Genomic DNA, 15,369 nt, shown 5'->3' with positions numbered 1-15,369 from the left:
GTGTATGCCCAGTTCAATTTCGGAATCGGATATACATTTAATACAAAAAAGTATAATTAAAATAGAGCTTAAAAGCTTTTAACAGCATAAGCGAAAAGCATAGAATATGAGCGAAGAGGTTAAAAAATTCAAAATAACGATAGACGGACAGACTACTGAAGTTTTGCCCGGGACTTCTATTTTGGAAGCTGCAAGACAAATCGGTGGAAAATCTGTTCCTCCAGCAATGTGTTACTACAGCAAGTTGGAAACCAGTGGTGGAAGATGTAGAACATGTTTGGTGGAAGTTTCTAAAGGATCAGAAGCAGATCCGCGTCCTATGCCAAAATTGGTAGCAAGCTGCAGAACCAATGTGATGGACGGAATGGAAGTGAAAAACCTTTCTTCTGAAAAAGCTCAGGAAGGCAGAAAAGCGGTTACCGAATTTTTATTGGTAAACCACCCGTTAGATTGCCCAGTTTGTGATCAGGCTGGAGAATGTCACCTTCAGGATTTGGGTTACGAACACGGAAATCTTGAAACCAGAACTGAATTTGAAAGAAATACATATGATGCAGATGACTTAGGCCCAAACATCAAATTAAATATGAACCGGTGTATCTTATGTGCAAGGTGTGTATTGGCAGCAAACCAATTAACAGGAGAAAGAGAGCACGGAATTCTTTTCAGAGGAGATCACGCTGAAATTTCTACTTACTTAAATAAAGCTTTAGATAATGACTTCATCGGAAACGTAATCGACGTTTGTCCGGTAGGAGCATTAACCGACAGAACAGCTCGTTTTGCAAGCAGAGTTTGGTTTACAAAACCAATGAACGCAACTTGTAAATGTGATAAATGTTCAGGAAAAGCTACGGTTTACATGAAAGGAGACGAGATTGTAAGAGTTACCGCAAGAAAAGATCAGTGGGGAGAAGTTGAAGAATTCATCTGCGATACCTGTCGTTTTGAAAGAAAAAATCTAAGCGACTGGAACATCGAAGGACCACGACATATCGACAGACATTCGGTAATTTCTCTAAATCATTATGAAAAGCCTAAAGACGAATTGAGAGTTTTAGACAATCCAATGGCTAAAGAAATCAGCGAAAAAGACGAAAAATAATAATTAAAGACAATTAGATTTCAGACACAAGACATCAGACTATTATCTCATATCTAGTATCTGACATCTCATATCTAAAAATCTTTACAAATAAAAAATGGATTTAATTACATTTAAATTAATACTTGTACTTGCTCTTTTCCTGTTATCATTAACGATAGCGGCCTACTCTACCTGGGCAGAAAGAAAAGTGGCAGCAATCATGCAGGACAGAATCGGGCCAAACAGATCAGGACCTTTCGGTTTACTGCAGCCTCTTGCAGATGGTGGAAAATTTTTCTTTAAAGAAGATTTTACGCCGGCTAATGCAGAAAAGTTTCTTTTCATATTGGGACCTGCGTTGGTAATGTTTATTTCATTGATTACCGGAGCGGTTATTCCTTGGGGGAAAACATTAAACTTTGGCGGAATTTCTTACGATCTTCAGGTTGCAAACATCGATGTTGGTGTACTTTTCATCATCGGAATGGCATCCATCGGAGTTTACGGAATCATGATCGGAGGTTGGGCTTCTAACAACAAGTATTCTTTATTAGGTGCAATCAGAGCTTCTTCGCAGATGATTTCTTATGAATTGGCGATGGGTCTTGCATTACTTTCTATCATTATGATGACAGGAAGTTTAGATTTAAAAGTAATTACTGAAAACCAGACTGAAGGAAAACTTTGGGGAATTATCCCGATTGGTTCGGGAATGAACTGGAATATTTTCTACCAACCTTTAGCATTCTTAATTTTCTTTGTTGCGGCTTTGGCAGAAACCAACCGTCACCCTTTCGATTTACCTGAATGTGAATCTGAATTGGTAACAGGATATACAACCGAATATTCATCAATGAAATTAGGTTTATACATGTTCGGTGAATACGTGAATATGTTTATTTCTAATGCTTTCATGGTAGTACTTTTCTTCGGAGGTTACAACTATCCTGGAATTGAATGGGTAACTCAAAACTGGGGAGAAAACACTGCAGGTATTTTGAGCATCGTAGCATTTTTAACGAAAACAGTAATCGGAATTTTGATCTTTATGTGGATCAGATGGACGTTACCAAGATTCAGATACGACCAGCTGATGCACTTAGGATGGAAAACATTAATTCCTATGGCATTGGTTAACTTAATGATTACAGGAGCTGTGATTTTAGCTTTCGGAAATTAAGAAGAGAATTTGAAAATTTGAGAATGAGATAATTTGAAAATTTCTTTAACTCAGGTTTAAAAAAATAAATAGTAAATAATTAAGATAACAGACAAGATTAGTCTAAAATCTAATGTCTAACATCTAATATCTATAATTAAATGAAACTTACAAACAGATCTAAAGTTGTTTCAAATAAAGAGATGACCCTTGCGGAGAAAATCTACCTTCCGGCGATTTTCAAAGGAATGGGGATTACTTTTAAGCATGCGGTAAGAACGGTTGTAAAACGTGCTCCGAATGTTTATTCTTATCCTGAAGTACAAAAACCAAGAGCCGATATCTGGAGAGGTCAACACGTTTTGAAAAGAGACGAGGAAGGCAGAGAAAGATGTACAGCTTGCGGATTATGTGCCGTTGCTTGTCCTGCTGAAGCCATTACAATGACCGCTTCTGAAAGAACAAAAGAAGAAAAAAATCTTTACAGAGAAGAAAAATATGCATCCGTTTATGAAATCAATATGTTGAGATGTATTTTCTGCGGAATGTGTGAAGAGGCTTGTCCAAAATCTGCAATTTATCTTACAGACAGATTAGTTGATGTTGAGACCAACAGAGGTTCTTTCATCTACGGTAAAGATAAATTGGTTGAAAAAATAAATGAAAGGATTGATATCACCGAAAGACAATCCGAGAAACAAAAAAATGCGGTAAAATAATGGATCAGTTTTTATTTTTCTTGGTGGCGTTTTTAGCAGTGGCAAGTGCAGTGTACTTTGTATTTGCAAAAAATCCTTTATATGCTATTTTGTCATTAATTGTTACAATGTTTTCGATTGCGGGAATGTATATTCTTCTGAATGCACAGTTTCTTGCCATTATCCAGATTATTGTTTACGCAGGTGCTATCATGGTACTTTTCCTTTATATTTTAATGATGCTTAATCTTAATAAGGAAGACGAAAGTAAGAAGAACAATACTTTAAAGTTTGTTGGAGTTTTTACAGCAGGTCTTCTTTTAATTGGAGTTTTAGGCGTTTTCAGAGGAGTACAGGAAAATCATGTAGTGGTTGAAAACGTAGATAAAGGCGTAGGTCTTACAAAAAATCTGGGAAGACTTTTATTCAATGAATATGTTTTACCGTTTGAGCTTGCTTCCATCCTGATTTTGGCAGGTATTGTAGGTGCGGTACTAATCGGTAAAAAAGATTTATAAAATTATGGGAGAAGTAAATACATTTATGCAAAGCATCCCTCTGGAATATTTCATTACTCTATGCTCAGTTTTGTTCTGTCTTGGAGTTTTGGGAGTATTGCTTAGAAAAAATGCGATTGTAATTTTAGGTTGTGTAGAGCTTATGCTAAATTCTGTAAACCTTTTATTGGCTGCATTTGCGGCGTACAACGGGAACAGCGACGGACAGCTTTTGGTATTCTTCATTATGGTAGTTGYAGCAGCCGAAGTAGCGGTTGGTTTGGCAATTATTGCGATGTTATATAGAAACACCCGTTCTGTAGATGTAGGTATATTTAATAAATTAAAAGGATAAGAATGGAGAATTTAATATATGCAATAGTACTTTTACCACTTATAGGCTTTCTTATCAACGGACTTTTCGGAAAAAATCTTCCAAAGATTGTAGTCGGAAGTTTGGCAACAGCTGCAGTTTTTGCATCTTTTTGTATTGCAGTAAGCTTATTTTTAAAATTTGATTCAGAAAGTCCGGCGGTTGTCGTTAAAGCTTTCGAATGGTTTAGAGTAAACGGAATTCAGATTAACTTTGGTTTCCAGATTGATCAGCTGTCATTAATGATGGTGATGATTATCACAGGAATCGGATCTTTAATTCACTTATACTCTATCGGATACATGAGCCACGATAAAGGTTTCTATAAGTTTTTTACTTATTTAAATCTTTTCATCTTCTCGATGTTACTTTTGGTAATGGGAAGCAACTATATGATTTTATTCATCGGTTGGGAAGGTGTAGGTCTTTGTTCTTATCTATTGATCGGATTTTGGTACACAAACGAAGAATACGGTAAAGCAGCAAGAAAGGCATTCATCATGAACAGAATCGGTGACCTTGGTTTATTGATCGGTATTTTCATGATTGCGTCTCAGACCAACTCAGTAGATTATATTTCAGTAGCACAAAATGCTTCTAAATTTGAATTAGACGGAACAATCATCATTTTCATTACAGCAAGTTTATTTATCGGTGCTGTTGGTAAATCTGCTCAGGTTCCTTTATATACGTGGTTACCGGATGCGATGGCAGGTCCAACTCCTGTTTCAGCATTGATTCACGCAGCAACGATGGTTACTGCAGGTATCTATTTAGTGGTAAGATCAAACTTCTTATTTACTTTAGCTCCAACTGTTCAGGGCGGAATTTTATTAATCGGATTCTTAACGGCTGCTTTGGCAGGTTTCTATGCACTTCGTCAGAACGACATCAAAAAAGTATTGGCATATTCTACAGTTTCACAGCTTGGTTTTATGTTCATTGCTTTAGGTTTGGGAGCTTATTCTACAGCAATGTTCCACGTAATGACACACGCTTTTTTCAAGGCTTTGTTATTCCTGGGAGCAGGTTCTGTAATTCACGCAATGAGCAACGAACAGGATATGCGTTTCATGGGAGGTTTGAAAAAATACATTCCTGTTACCCACATCACTTTCCTGATCGGAACATTGGCTATTTCAGGTTTCCCTTTATTGTCAGGGATGATTTCAAAAGACGAAATTTTGGTTGCAGCATTTGCTAAAAACCCAATTTACTGGGTAATGTTATTCATTTTAGCAGCAACAACCGCAGCATACATGTTCAGACTGTACTATTTGACTTTCCACGGAGAGTTCAGAGGTACTGAAGAACAAAAACACCACTTACACGAAAGCCCGACGAACATGACATTACCGTTAATCGTTTTGGCGATACTTTCAGTAGTTGGAGGTTTTATTAATTTACCACACTTTATCGGTCACGGTCATTATGCTAAATTAATGGAGTGGTTGAAACCTGTATTARCAGACGAAAGCTTCAAACAAATGGAAGCAACTCTTTCAGGTGTTGATTTCAATACTGAAATGATTCTTTTAGGTGCTACGATTGTAATGTTCTTCACAGTTTGGTTCATTGTTAAAAACATGTATGTCAACAAGAAGAAATTGGCAAAAGCTGAAGAAGATTATACAGGCTGGGAAAAACTTTCTGCTAAAAAACTATACGTAGACGAACTTTACAATGCTTTAATTGTAAAAACATTTGAAGGACTTGGACGTGGCGGAAAAATGTTTGATAAAGGCGTTTTAGACCGTTTTGTAGATTACGTTGGGGAAGGCGCTGAAGACAGCGGAAGATCTATGAAGCGTATTCAGAACGGAAATGTTGAGAACTACGTTCTTATCATGGCCTTAGCTGTGGGAATTATACTGATTGTTAACTTTATATTACAATAATGTCTTATTTACTATTAACATTATTACTATTACCTCTTGTAGGTTCGGGATTAGTTTTTGCTTGGAAAAATGCTTCCAGCAAATATTTGGCGCTGGGAATTGCTTTGATTCAGATGTTGCTTACCTTTTACATCCTTTCGGATTTCAATTTTGAACCGACGGTGGACAGTGTTTTGCAATACGAGATCAATGAACCTTGGTCTCAATTTATTAAAAGTAAACTTCACTTCGGAATTGACGGAATGAGTTTGCTTCTTTTATTGCTGACCAATATTCTTTCGCCGTTAATTATTTTATCATCTTTTAACGAAAACGTAAGCTACAAAAACTCTTTTTACGGACTTATTTTGCTGATGCAATTTGGTCTTGTAGGCGTATTTACAGCTTTAGACGGTTTGTTATTCTATATTTTCTGGGAAGTAACGTTGATTCCAATCTGGTTTATTGCGGCTCTTTGGGGACAGGAAAACAAAAGAATGGAATTCACGACGAAATTCTTCGTGTACACATTCGTAGGATCTTTGTTTATGTTGGCGGGTTTAATCTATGTTTACACGCATTCAGCTTCATTCGCTCTTACAGATTTGTATAATGCAGATTTGGGTGAAACGCAGCAGATTGTGGTATTCTGGTTTATTTTCTTTGCTTTTGCAGTGAAACTTCCGGTTTTCCCTTTCCATACTTGGCAACCCGATACCTATACCTACTCTCCTACTCAAGGATCCATGCTTTTATCAGGGATCATGCTGAAAATGGCGATCTACGGAGTAATCAGATATTTATTACCAATTACACCAACGGCTATTTTTGGAATTTCAGGACAGATTGTAATTATTTTAGCAATTGTAGGAATTGTACACGGTGCTTTAATTGCAATTATTCAGGTTGATATGAAGAGAATCATTGCCTATTCTTCTTTCTCACACGTTGGATTGATGGTTGCAGGTATTTTTTCTTCGGCAGTTCTTACTTTGAGAGGAACTTTAACGATTGAAGGAGCTGAAGGAGCTTTAGTTCAGACTTTCGCTCACGGTATCAACGTTGTTGGTTTGTTCTATTGTGCAGATATTTTATACAAAAGATTCAAATCTAGAGATATCAGACAAATGGGAGGTTTGGCAAAAGTAGCTCCTAAATTTGCGGTATTATTCTTATTAATCATTTTAGGTTCAATGGGAGTTCCGTTGACGAATGGTTTCATTGGGGAATTTATCTTGATTAAATCTATTTTTGATTTTAATGTATTAGCTTCAATTATTGCTGGTTTAACGATCATTCTTTGCGCGGTGTATCTGTTAAGATTCTATGGTAAAGCCATGTTCGGAGAAGGTGATGCTGCAGTTTTAAGTACAGCTAAAGATTTATCGGCAGTAGAATTTTCGGTATTGGCAAGTATTGCAGTTTTTGTGATCTTGTTAGGAATTTTCCCTCAGCCGATTATCGATATGGTGGGAAGTTCATTGGAGTTTGTGTATTCATCGATGAATAATTAAAAGATTAAAAAATTTAAAAAATTAAGAGATTAAGAGCAAACAGACAAAAAGATAAGAGACTTATAGACAAGAGATAGAGACCAGGAAAACAGGATTATAAACTCCAAACCTTGAATCTCGAATCTCGAATCTCAAATCTCAAATCTCAGATCTCAAATCTCGAATCTCAAAATCTATACTATGAGTGTTTTAATTATTGTTTTCCTGACGGCAGTTGCTGCATTATTCTCGGGAGTTTTTGAAAAAGGAAAATTCGCAAGATACATTGGGATTTTCGGGTTGATCGTTGCATTGTATGTAAGCTTTTTGCCTGAAGCGTCTTTCTTCGAAAAATACAGATTAATGTATGAGTACGGAGCAAACACCGCTTTGTTTACAAAAATTTCTATTGTAACGACTTTACTTTTGTTCTTCTTAGGAGGTTTTGCATTCAGCAATCACAGAAACCATCAGTCAGAATTGTATGCATTGATGCTTTTTGCATTGTGCGGAGGTTTTGTATTGTTCGGATACCAAAATTTGGTGACTTTGTTCTTAGGAGTTGAAATTTTGTCTATTCCGTTGTACGTAATGGCGGGAGCAAACAAAACTGACCTCAGATCAAACGAAGCTTCATTAAAATATTTCCTGATGGGAGCATTTGCAACAGGTTTCTTATTGTTGGGGATTGCATTCATCTACGGAAGCACAGGAACATTTGATTTATACAGAATTCACGATTTCAGCACAGTAAACCCAACCAACGGAATGTTTATTCTTGGAGTTGTGTTGATGCTTTGTGCAATGGCATTTAAAGTAGCTTTAGCACCTTTCCACATGTGGAGCCCGGACGTTTATCAGGGAGCACCTTCATTAATCACTGCTTTCATGGCGAGTGTTGTAAAAATCTCAGGATTCTATGCACTATTCAGATTAATGACAATCGGATTCTCTGGAGTTACTCACGAATGGATCAATATTTTAGGCGTATTCTTAATCATTACTTTATTATTAGCAAACGCAATGGGACTTGCTCAGACGAATGCTAAAAGAATGTTGGCATACTCATCAGTTTCGCACGCCGGATATATCGGATTAGTATTCTTCGGAATGAATGCGCTTTCAACATACACATTGGCGTTTTATTTATTCGCTTATTCATTGTCTACAGTGGGCGTATTTATGTGCTTAATCTGGGTTGAAAAACTGAAAAGAGAAACTTCTTACGGAGCATTCAAAGGTTTGGCTAAATCTGAGCCTTTATTGGCAACCGTTGCAACGATATCTTTACTTTCAATGGCTGGAATTCCTTTAACAGCAGGTTTTATGGGTAAATTCTCTTTATTTGCACAGGCTTTAACGAAAGACAACAATACTTTCTTAGTGATCGTAGCAGTTTTAGGTTCGGCAATTTCTATTGCTTACTATTTGAGACTGATTATTGCGATGTTCTTCTTTAAAGAAACAACTTTTAAAACCAATGAAAAAGTAAGTATCACTTATAATATTGTAGCTGTATTTATCATTGCATCCATTATTGCATTGGGAGTTTTCCCGGATCTTTTTGCAAAACAGTTCGGATTGTAATCTGAATCAACATATTTAAAATTTAAACCTTTCAATTTTTTTGGAAGGTTTTTTTATTATGAATTAATGATCTTTGTATTTTTAATAATCTCGGAATCCAGCTGCTATTTGTTTAACCTTAATTTTGGATAAGAGTTATATCTGCTTCGCAAAATCGTCTTTCAGTGTCGCAAATCCATCTGACTATTAAGAAATAACATCTTACCACACAGAAATACGATCTATCCGTTAAGAAATGCCATCTTACCGCTTCGCAAAATCATCTTTCAGTATCGCAAATCCATCTGACCATTAAGAAATAACATCATATCACTTAGAAATATGATCTGCTTGTCGAGAAATACCATATCAATCCTGAGAAAAGTTATATGTTAGTATAGAAATATCATCTAATCAGTAAGAAGACTTTACCTTATATAAAATGTCTTTTTAGTTAACAATCCCAAATATTGAAAACCATTTTTTAATTTATTTGAAGGAATTAGTTTTTTCATGAGACGATATAGCTATATTTTTTGTTTTCTAAAGGAAGAAATTATGTCAGAATTTGTGGTAGTAGCTATATAGTTTGTGGAAATAAATAAACTAAATACCCGGAATTAATTTTAAAGACTATATACTTATTAATTTCAGACCAATTGATCGGCTTTTTATATGTAAAACATTGCAATTCTGCTAATTAATTATAGAATACAATTTGTCGGAAGTTTTTTCCTAAAGACTTATATTCTAAGAAAACCAAGATATACTATTCTTACAAAAAAGAAGTAAATTTGGAAATTATTCAAAAAAAGTTTTGTTAAAATCATCTTTAATTAAACTTAAATACTACAGTAACCAAAGAAATTAAACATTATTGAGATAAATCGTTCTTTAACTATAATTATTATAATAAATTATTTTAATTTAAAATAATTTATTAACTTCGTAAAAACACATTATAATAAAATTTAAAGCAAATGATGGGAACCTTACTAAAACAACTAGATTTAAACAATAAATATCTAAATTATGTATTTATTTGTTTAATTCTTTTAGCAATTATATATTTTTTTTCTATAGGGAAAGATCCGGCTTTAGGTGATAGCTTGGTTTTTACTGTTCAGGCATATAAAGGATTTGAATTTGAGTCAAACGCTACAAACCATTTTTTATATTCTAACTTTTTAGCATTATCTCATAAAATACTTCCTTTTCTAAATGTACATTTTCTTTTTGTTGGAATTAGTGTTTTTTCAGGTATACTATCATTGTTTTATCTGCAAAAATTGTTGCCTCTATTCGAGGTTACTCAAAAATCAACACTTATATGCCTGTTAATTTTTGGTTTTTCGTTTACCTTTTGGCGATTATCAATAATAACAGAAGTTTATACTTTTTATTTGCTTTTTGTTATTTTATTTTTAATTAATATTTTTAAATTTCTTAAAGAAAAAAAACCAAAATACTTTTATTATTTATCATTTTTATTTGGTCTTCTTTTTTTAATACACGTTCAGACCATTCTTTTCATACCGCTCTACTGTTATCTTATAATTAGACATTACAAAATCCTCAAAATACATGCTGTGTATGGTATTGTAATTACCGTGTTTGTATTTTCAATTTTGTTAATACCTGTTGCTTTAGGAAGAAATTCATTGATATCAATCTTTACAGATGGTGCATATCAGGATTCTATTTTTAACTTTGATATGAAAATAATTTTCAAAAGCTTAATTAAAAATATAGGTTTTCTAATTTATAATTTTCTTTTTTTTCTTGTATTCATGTTTTTAGGGCTAAAGAACAGAAATAAAATTGATTATATAATTATTGCAATAGCTCCTTTTGTATTTTTTTGTATAAAACATAATGTTTCAGATGTTTACGTATTTCATATAATACCTTATATCTTTCTATTAGCACTTATAGGGAGAGGAATGGATTCATTCCCAAAAACTATTTATTTCTTTTTACCTCTATTATTTCCAATAATATATTTTATGACGTATAAAATTACAAAATCAACAAAAACAGGTGAAAATTTTGAAAAAGAAAAAGGTTTTAAAGGAGGTACAAAATATATGATGTTTCCGCCGATGAGTGAAAATCCCGACTTATCCTTTTTTATAAAAAAATATAAAGAAGACTCTTTGGATAAAGAGCCTGAACTAAAATACATGTACCCATTTGCTCTTGAATGGGAGAAAATTAAAAAATAAAAAATAACATTATGAAGAAAAAATTATTATTTATCGGGCTTGTGACAACTTCACTTTTCTATTCTCAAACATCTAATACTCAAACTCGGGATGATGCAGGTGCACCAACTGTTACAAGTGGCTTTTATCAGACCAGTAATCCAATTAATTATCCTTCTGGCGCAAGTAATTGGTGGCATCTTTTAGATGTAAGACACTCTAATTCTGCCAATAATTACGGGATGCAGTTTGCAGGAAGTTTTTTTGATCAAGATTTATATTTTAGAAAAACTAACAACAGTAGTTCCCAATCTTGGATGAGAGCTGTTTTAGAAACTCCGTCCGGTAATGTAAAAATTGGAAAAAATGACCCTTCAAACTCTGAGGCCAGTCTTAGAGTATTTAAAGCAGATGGTACTTATGTTGAAATTGCTAATTCTTTAGGTAATTTTCAAATTGCAAGATCAGTTTGTAATGATTGTTGGGCGGTTGGTGCACGTACCGGAGATACCGTTTTTAGAACTTTATCCAGCGTAGCAGGAGCTTCACAGAATTTACTGTTTTCAATTCCAAATAATGGAAATGACGGTGGATCATATGTTGGTTTTGAAGATAACTATAACGGAGTTTGGGCAAAATTTTTCAACAATGCCACAGCAAGATTCAATGGGAAAATATTTGCAAAGGAAGTTGAAGTGAAAGCAAATGTATGGGCAGATTATGTTTTTGCGAAAGATTATAACCTTAAAACTTTGGATGAAGTTGAAAAACATATTGCAGAAAAAGGACATTTACCTAATATACCTTCGGCTGCCGAAGTAATGGAAAAAGGAATTAATGTTGCTGAAATGGACGCTAAACTTCTTGAAAAAATAGAAGAATTGACTTTGTATTCAATTGAACAAAATAAACAAATCAAAAAACTGCAAGAAGAAAACAAGCAACTGCAAAAGCAATCTGAAAAAATCAGCGTATTAGAAAAACAGTTACAGGAACTCTTATCTTCTAAAAAATAAACACAGCATGAAAAAAAATATATTATCAATAGCATCTTTGTTTATAGGCTTTTTAGGCTATTCTCAGACTGAAGTTTATTTCAAATATGATGAGGCCGGAAATCAAAGATACCGTGGAACAAATTCTAATGCTAAACAAGCTTCAAACGAACTTTTAGCAACAGAAAATAAAGTTACTACAGTTGATTCTGAAGTTCTGAAAACATCAAACGTTGCTGTTATGGATGAAAAAGCATTTTGGAAACAGATGAGACTATATCCTATTCCAGTAAATGATATTCTTACAATAGACTGGACAGAAGAAGTTGATTCGTTGATTGAAAGCGTTTCTCTTTATCAGCATAGCACTACCCACTGGAAATTCCAGCAGCAGAACCTTCCGAGCCTTAACCGTCAGTTGAAAATCAATATGACGGGTTATGAATGGGGAGTATATATACTATCTGTTAAACTGAAAGACGGAAGAAAATTCAGCAGAAATATCACAAAGCGATAAAAAATTATTTCAACATTTAAATCACGAATATGAAACTATTCTACACCATATTTATATCCTTACTTTCCGTTGTAGGACATTCACAAACAATATTATATCAGAATGAAACTACTACAAGAACGGTTCAGGATCCTCAAACTGTTATCATGGCAACTGGATTCAGAGCTACTTCAGGGGTTTCAAATCCATTTGTTGCTAAAATAGGATCTGGTACAGAAAATCCTGGTGGCGGGTCTGTTGATTCGGGTGCAGGAGCCAGCAATCCTTCAGGAACAACAGCCCCTCCAGGAAAAAGTTTCCATGATACCAAAGGAAATATTGAAGTAAATGGAGCGGGACAGTTGCAATTTACATTACCTATTGCTTTACCTCCGGGAGTGAAAAGTGTTGCTCCGCAAATTAATTTAGTTTATACCAGCGGATCAGGAAATGGTATTGCAGGATATGGCTGGAATATTTCAGGAATAACGGCAATTTCCAGAGTGGGAAAGAATATTGAAAAAGATGGCGAAGTTAAAGGAATCCAGCTTGATTATTCTGACTATTACAGCTTTAATGGACAACGATTGATTTTAAAATCAGGCGAATATGGAAAAGATGGTGCAGAATATGTAACGGAAAAATATTCTAATGTGAAAATAAAATCAGTTGGAACTATTACAGGACAGGCTTGGCAAGGTCCCGAATATTGGGAAGTGACTTTTGAAGATGGTTCAGAGGCTTGGTATGGAGCTACGGCTTCAGGAAATAGTACAGCCAGAACACCTTTAGAATACCCTGTAACATTCTCATATCCTGCAGCAATCTCATCTGAAATAGATTATTATGGTGTTTTACCTAATAATACCGATTCATTTGATGATATTAAGCTCACAGGTGATTTCAATGGTGATTCTTATATTGATTTTTTAATGTCAAATGGAGTTTTAAAATTAGGAGCATTCAATGATAATTATACTAATATTAATACCAATAAAGTTTTTGATTCCAGATCTAAAGTTGTTAATACTTTACTGGATGAGCAAGGAGAAATTTACAATGGAAATGGAATTGTACAATTTGAAGGAGGTAAAATTGTAGGTTATATTTTTAGAAATAATACTTTTGAAAAAGTATTCGAAAAAATGGTTTATGATACATCAAACTGTACTTCTCAAGGAGGAGGTGTTGGTTGTCGTTTAGAAGTAGATTCTATAAATGAGGGTGATGTCAATGGAGATGGCATTTCAGACATATTTTTATCTTTAAGTCTAACAGAGTGTCTATTTGTACCTTCTAATTTAAATAGGACGTCTAATAATGAAGATATAGAAAGTAGACCCCCACCTGGTTATGAATTAGAATGTAATTCCTATAGCATCGGAAATTTCATTGTTGATTTAAAGAACCAAAATAATCCGATAACTACTTATATTGTTAATCCTGGAATTAATGAAAGCTTATATGGTGATCAAAAATATATGGATGTTGACGGTGACGGAAAGGTTGAAACAATAAATGTTTCTAATACTGCATATACAGTATTCGAGTTTATTAAAAATGGAACAAACTCTTATCTGAAAAAAGTAAAATTCACGGGTAGTTTAGTTGAATCTAAAGATCCTAATTTTCCTGTACTTTTTGGCGATTTTAATGGTGATAACAATATGGATTTTGTAATTCCGATTACTAATAGCCAGGCTCAGGATAATTGGCGATTTTATATGGGAACGGATATAGGTTTTCAAAATATTTTAAAAACAAATTTTTTAAAGTACAGAAAGCCTAATCAGGATGTTACTTGGTCTTTATTGGATCATCATTTTTATTCAGTTACCGATGTTAATAAAGATGGAAAATCTGATATTGTTTTTGTATATTCTAAAAATACCGTTGGTGGTGTCAGTAATAGTGGAAATGCTCTTTGGAGAACATTACAATATGAAATTAGAACATTACAATCCAAAGGAGGAACTGAGTTTATTAATAGCTTTAACAGTACAAGTCCTTCTTATAATGTTGGAGGTGGAGAGGATGGATTATTCCAACCATTGATATATCCTATAAAATCCAACAATAATTATTATGATATTTTTATATTTAAAAATACTAGAGTTCATAAATACAAAACGCAAACGTCTTTAACAGAGCTTTCTCAAATTAAATCTATACATCAGGCAGAAATAGCTACTGGTATCATTTATAAAGAATTGAACCCAGATATCGATTCCAATTTTTATAAAAAAACAAAGTCTGAGATTTATCCTTATTTTTCTTTGAAGAGAGTTGATAAAAGTTTTACAGTTTCCCAAATGCAACAAGGAAATAGAAAACAAGACTTTCGTTATCGAGGTATGACTGGGCATCTTCAAGGAAAGGGGGTTATAGGGTTTAACCAATCCGCCCGTTCTTCCTGGTATGCAGATGGCTTCGAAAATACAAAAATCTGGAGCGGAGTTGAAATCGATCCATTAAATGAAGCTGTTCCTGTAAAAGAATGGAGTATCAGAACGAATGATGAATCAAAAATTTTCCCTGCAGATATTTCAGAAAATAACACACAGTTATTAAGATTTAAATCTACTACCTATCAGACAGATAAACTGCTTAACGGAAATGTTGTAACAACTGTATCTGATGCAGATAAGCCAAAAATAGTAACAGCTATAATTCCTAAAAGTTCGAAAACCAAAGATTTTTTAACAGGAACGTTGACTACAAGTAATATTACTTATGGAGATTATTACTTGCCATCACAAACAAACTCTAATGTAAATAATGGTTATGCAATAAGTACTTCTATCTTTGAATACACCCACAATTCATCGGGAGCGGGAGCCAATTATTTTATAGGCCGTCCAAAGTCTAAAATTGATGTTTCACAAGCTTATGGCGACACAAAATTTTCAAAAGAAGAATATACC

General features: G+C 34.0%; 12 protein-coding genes. All 12 read left to right on the top strand.

Annotated features, from left to right (window positions below; genetic code table 11):
- Positions 1 to 106: 106 nt before the first annotated feature.
- Positions 107 to 1,105, top strand: coding sequence for a 2Fe-2S iron-sulfur cluster-binding protein (locus AB4Y90_RS08360; RefSeq protein ID WP_034673734.1), 999 nt, complete (start codon positions 107 to 109; stop codon positions 1,103 to 1,105).
- A 97-nt stretch (positions 1,106 to 1,202) separates the two neighbouring features.
- Positions 1,203 to 2,267, top strand: a complete 1,065-nt coding sequence (nuoH, locus tag AB4Y90_RS08355) for an NADH-quinone oxidoreductase subunit NuoH (RefSeq protein ID WP_441556950.1) — start codon at positions 1,203 to 1,205, stop codon at positions 2,265 to 2,267.
- A 140-nt stretch (positions 2,268 to 2,407) separates the two neighbouring features.
- Positions 2,408 to 2,965: a NuoI/complex I 23 kDa subunit family protein gene (locus AB4Y90_RS08350; protein WP_441556949.1), complete on the top strand. Its 558-nt coding sequence runs from the start codon at positions 2,408 to 2,410 to the stop codon at positions 2,963 to 2,965.
- Positions 2,965 to 3,462: an NADH-quinone oxidoreductase subunit J family protein gene (locus tag AB4Y90_RS08345; protein ID WP_034673728.1), complete on the top strand. Its 498-nt coding sequence runs from the start codon at positions 2,965 to 2,967 to the stop codon at positions 3,460 to 3,462. Before AB4Y90_RS08350 ends, AB4Y90_RS08345 begins: the two co-directional genes overlap by 1 nt.
- A 4-nt stretch (positions 3,463 to 3,466) precedes the next feature.
- Complete coding sequence (gene nuoK / locus AB4Y90_RS08340; RefSeq protein WP_441556948.1) at positions 3,467 to 3,796, top strand: NADH-quinone oxidoreductase subunit NuoK; 330 nt, start codon at positions 3,467 to 3,469, stop codon at positions 3,794 to 3,796.
- A 2-nt stretch (positions 3,797 to 3,798) separates the two neighbouring features.
- Complete coding sequence (nuoL, locus tag AB4Y90_RS08335; RefSeq protein ID WP_441556947.1) at positions 3,799 to 5,712, top strand: NADH-quinone oxidoreductase subunit L; 1,914 nt, start codon at positions 3,799 to 3,801, stop codon at positions 5,710 to 5,712.
- Positions 5,712 to 7,205, top strand: a complete 1,494-nt coding sequence (locus AB4Y90_RS08330; protein ID WP_441556946.1) for a complex I subunit 4 family protein — start codon at positions 5,712 to 5,714, stop codon at positions 7,203 to 7,205. Before nuoL ends, AB4Y90_RS08330 begins: the two co-directional genes overlap by 1 nt.
- Positions 7,206 to 7,385: 180 nt before the next feature.
- Positions 7,386 to 8,771, top strand: a complete 1,386-nt coding sequence (locus AB4Y90_RS08325; protein ID WP_441556945.1) for an NADH-quinone oxidoreductase subunit N — start codon at positions 7,386 to 7,388, stop codon at positions 8,769 to 8,771.
- 959 nt (positions 8,772 to 9,730) lie between these two features.
- A complete protein-coding gene (locus tag AB4Y90_RS08320) occupies positions 9,731 to 10,975 on the top strand; it encodes a protein O-mannosyl-transferase family (RefSeq protein WP_441556944.1) in 1,245 nt (414 codons plus the stop codon).
- 11 nt (positions 10,976 to 10,986) lie between these two features.
- Positions 10,987 to 11,970 (top strand): cell wall anchor protein, encoded by a 984-nt coding sequence (locus AB4Y90_RS08315; RefSeq protein WP_441556943.1) that lies wholly within the window; start codon positions 10,987 to 10,989, stop codon positions 11,968 to 11,970.
- A gap of 7 nt (positions 11,971 to 11,977) precedes the next feature.
- Positions 11,978 to 12,466 (top strand): hypothetical protein, encoded by a 489-nt coding sequence (locus AB4Y90_RS08310; RefSeq protein ID WP_441556942.1) that lies wholly within the window; start codon positions 11,978 to 11,980, stop codon positions 12,464 to 12,466.
- 29 nt (positions 12,467 to 12,495) lie between these two features.
- Positions 12,496 to 15,369: FG-GAP-like repeat-containing protein (locus tag AB4Y90_RS08305; RefSeq protein WP_441556941.1), on the top strand; the 2,874-nt coding region annotated here is incomplete at its 3' end.

The organism is Chryseobacterium sp. 2TAF14, from assembly GCF_052115105.1.
GTDB lineage: Bacteria > Bacteroidota > Bacteroidia > Flavobacteriales > Weeksellaceae > Chryseobacterium.
This window is presented reverse-complemented; position numbering and strand designations above follow the sequence as displayed.

Excerpts from the sequence above, each read along its gene's own strand:
- AB4Y90_RS08350 (WP_441556949.1), top strand. The coding sequence starts at position 2,408 with ATGAAACTTACAAACAGATCTAAAGTTGTTTCAAATAAAGAGATGACC.
- AB4Y90_RS08330 (WP_441556946.1), top strand. The coding sequence starts at position 5,712 with ATGTCTTATTTACTATTAACATTATTACTATTACCTCTTGTAGGTTCG.
- AB4Y90_RS08320 (WP_441556944.1), top strand. The coding sequence starts at position 9,731 with ATGATGGGAACCTTACTAAAACAACTAGATTTAAACAATAAATATCTA.
- AB4Y90_RS08325 (WP_441556945.1), top strand. The coding sequence starts at position 7,386 with ATGAGTGTTTTAATTATTGTTTTCCTGACGGCAGTTGCTGCATTATTC.
- nuoH (WP_441556950.1), top strand. The coding sequence starts at position 1,203 with ATGGATTTAATTACATTTAAATTAATACTTGTACTTGCTCTTTTCCTG.
- AB4Y90_RS08345 (WP_034673728.1), top strand. The coding sequence starts at position 2,965 with ATGGATCAGTTTTTATTTTTCTTGGTGGCGTTTTTAGCAGTGGCAAGT.
- AB4Y90_RS08310 (WP_441556942.1), top strand. The coding sequence starts at position 11,978 with ATGAAAAAAAATATATTATCAATAGCATCTTTGTTTATAGGCTTTTTA.
- AB4Y90_RS08315 (WP_441556943.1), top strand. The coding sequence starts at position 10,987 with ATGAAGAAAAAATTATTATTTATCGGGCTTGTGACAACTTCACTTTTC.
- AB4Y90_RS08360 (WP_034673734.1), top strand. The coding sequence starts at position 107 with ATGAGCGAAGAGGTTAAAAAATTCAAAATAACGATAGACGGACAGACT.